3 protein-coding genes and 1 pseudogene are annotated in these 2729 nt (G+C 63.4%); 3 read left to right on the plus strand and 1 reads right to left on the minus strand.

The window, feature by feature from the left end; all coding sequences use genetic code 11:
* The coding region (locus UW3_RS29810; protein ID WP_010225343.1) for an amidohydrolase family protein at positions 1 to 347 on the plus strand (347 nt) is incomplete at its 5' end.
* A 97-nt stretch (positions 348 to 444) separates the two neighbouring features.
* Positions 445 to 1281 (plus strand): bifunctional allantoicase/(S)-ureidoglycine aminohydrolase, encoded by an 837-nt coding sequence (locus tag UW3_RS0120985; RefSeq protein ID WP_010225345.1) that lies wholly within the window; start codon positions 445 to 447, stop codon positions 1279 to 1281.
* A gap of 71 nt (positions 1282 to 1352) precedes the next feature.
* On the opposite strand, the gene UW3_RS0120990 is transcribed toward UW3_RS0120985, so the two are convergent.
* Positions 1353 to 2186, minus strand: a complete 834-nt coding sequence (locus UW3_RS0120990) for a 5'-nucleotidase, lipoprotein e(P4) family (protein WP_010225348.1) — start codon at positions 2184 to 2186, stop codon at positions 1353 to 1355.
* Between the two features lie 273 nt (positions 2187 to 2459).
* Here UW3_RS0120990 and UW3_RS29815 point away from each other — a divergent pair.
* Positions 2460 to 2729: pseudogene (locus UW3_RS29815) on the plus strand (GGDEF domain-containing protein); the annotation flags it as partial.

The following is a 2729-nucleotide window of genomic DNA, read 5'->3' on the forward strand; positions in this document are numbered from 1 at the left end:
CCGCCGGGGTGAACGTGTTCGCCGGCAACGACAACATCCGCGATGCCTGGTGGCCCTACGGCAACGCCGACATGCTCCAGCGCGCCATGCTGATCGGCTACCGCTCGGGCTTCTACAGCGATGAAGAATTGAATGTAGCCCTGAGCATGGCCACCACGGCCGGTGCAGCAGTGCTGGGCAAAAGCGACTACGGTCTGAAGGTCGGCAACGAGGCGACTTTTATCGTGCTCAAGGCTGACAACGGCGCCGCCGCGGTCGCCGCCGCACCGGCCGAGCGGCGCCTGGTGCGCCGCGGCCAGCTGCTGCCGGCAGCGCCGACGCTGCAGTTCGAGGTGCGCGCCCGCTAAACAAACACATTTCTGCCGGCTTGCGCCGCAGAGAAAGACAATCGCCCACGGGCGATGCAACACAAAACCCCAGAACAACAACGACAGAAGGTGTTCCATGTCGAAGTCCAATTACTACGCTCCCCACGGCGGCCATCCGGCGCAGACCGAACTGCTGACCGACCGTGCCATGTTCACCGAGGCCTACGCGGTCATCCCCAAAGGCGTGATGCGTGACATCGTCACCAGCCACCTGCCGTTCTGGGACAAGATGCGCATGTGGGTCATCGCCCGCCCGCTGACCGGTTTCTCGGAAACCTTCTCGCAGTACATCGTCGAAGTGGCACCAGAAGGCGGCAGCGAGCGTCCTGAACTGGACAAGAATGCCGAAGCGGTGCTGTTCGTGGTCGAAGGCGAAATCGACATCACCCTGCAAGGCAAGCCGTACACCCTCAAAGAAGGCGGCTACGCCTTCATTCCGCCAGCGGCCGAGTGGAGCCTGCGCAACAACAGCGCCAAGAACGTCACCTTCCACTGGATCCGCAAGCACTACCAGGTGGTTGAAGGCCTGGCCCTGCCGGAAGCCTTCGTCACCAACGAAAAAGACATCGCACCGATCCCGATGCCGGGCACCGATGGCGCCTGGGTCACCACCCGTTTCGTCGACATGGCCGACATGCGTCACGACATGCACGTCAACATCGTCACCTTCCAGCCGGGCGGCGTGATTCCGTTCGCTGAAACCCACGTCATGGAACACGGCCTGTACGTGCTCGAAGGTAAAGCCGTTTACCGCCTGAACCAGGACTGGGTCGAGGTGGAAGCCGGCGACTTCATGTGGCTGCGCGCCTTCTGCCCGCAGGCTTGCTACTCCGGCGGCCCGGGCCCGTTCCGCTACCTGCTGTACAAAGATGTAAACCGTCACATGAACCTGGTGCTCAACCCACAGCGCTAAGGTTCACGGTTGCATGAAAAATCCCGCAGGCCACACGGCCTGCGGGATTTTTTGTTTATGGCGTCGGTGAATCAGCTGGCCGGCTTCCAGGCGCCCTGCTCTGCTGCCTCGCGGAATTTCGCCCGGTTGGCCGGAGTATCGGCGGGCTCCGACTCGCCAAAAATCGCCTTGAGCCAATGGCCGTCGGTGGGGTTGGGGAAGATGATGTACTGGCCGCCGAACTTGCTGCGGCTGGCGTCCACCAGCTGCGCACGCTGGTCGACCTTGTCGACATAGAAGCTGCGCTCGAAATCGTTGAGGTTGTCACCGAGCATCAGCAGCACGTTGTACTGCTCGGCGATCTTGTGCTGGGCCGGCTCCTTGTTCGAGCTTTCGCGCAGGATGGTCACGTGGGCTTCGTCGGCGTACGGTACCTTGAGCGCGCGCAGGTTGTTGAGCGCGTACTCGTAGGTCTTGTCGCCCTGGTCGCGGCTCGAAACGTAGAAGATCTCCACCCCGCGGGACTTGGCGTAGTCAAGAAACTCCAGCGCCCCCGGGGTCAGGGTCGGGCCATTGGCGGCGACCCAGCGGTCCCACACCGCGTCATCGAAGAACTCTTTGTCCTGGCCGATCAGAAAGCCCCAGTAGGTGTTGCTGCTGAGGATGGTGTCGTCGATATCGCTAATGATCGCAGGCTTCTTGTCGCCGGGCTTCTGCTTGGCCAGGGCCTGGTCCAGGCGCGCCTTGGCGACGTTGAAACCCTGGTAGTACAGCGCGCGGAATTCCGCCGCGGTCTGGCGCCAGGCCACCGCATCGACCAGCAGGTTGGAGCGCACAGCGGCGTCGGGGTTGGCGGTCTGCGCATGGACCAGGGGCGTGGCCAGCAACAGCAAGGCCAGGGAGATCGCGTTCTTGAGCTGAGGCATTCGGGGCGTTCCTTGTGATCTCCCGCTCTTGGATGGCGGGAGTGGGCTACTCATACCGCACACCGGCAGGGGCCACAATCGCCACGACGCGCGGGCGCAACAATGTGGCGCACCCGCACATCTTGGCTGGCTTCAAGGGCGGCCGGAGCGCGCAGTTCGTCACAGACCTGACGCCAGCGCGCTGCTGGCAAAGTAGTAGGTGCTCGGCTAGCATGCCGCTGAAAACCGGTGCTGGCCGGTTGACCACACGGCCTTGAGCGGAGAGCGACACCCTTGCTGTTGAGCATCCCGACCCTGTTGCTGGTGGCCATTTTCATTTTCACCCTGATGGGCCTGCTGACCCTGCACGCCTGGAGCCGTGGCGTACGCGAGCAGACCCTCGGCTACCTGGGCGGCATGCTGCTGCTCGCGGCCTGCGGCGTGACCCTGATCAGCCTGCGCGGCATGGCCCCCGACTTTATTGCCCTGGTGCTGGGCAACGTTATCCTGCTGCTGGGCGCGGCACTGAACTGGACCGCCATGCGCGTGTTTACCGGCCGGGCG

It is taken from the genome of Pseudomonas donghuensis, from assembly GCF_000259195.1.
GTDB lineage: Bacteria > Pseudomonadota > Gammaproteobacteria > Pseudomonadales > Pseudomonadaceae > Aquipseudomonas > Aquipseudomonas donghuensis.

Coding starts and splice junctions, on each gene's coding strand:
- UW3_RS0120985 (WP_010225345.1), top strand. CDS start 445: ATGTCGAAGTCCAATTACTACGCTCCCCACGGCGGCCATCCGGCGCAG.
- UW3_RS0120990 (WP_010225348.1), bottom strand. CDS start 2,186: ATGCCTCAGCTCAAGAACGCGATCTCCCTGGCCTTGCTGTTGCTGGCC.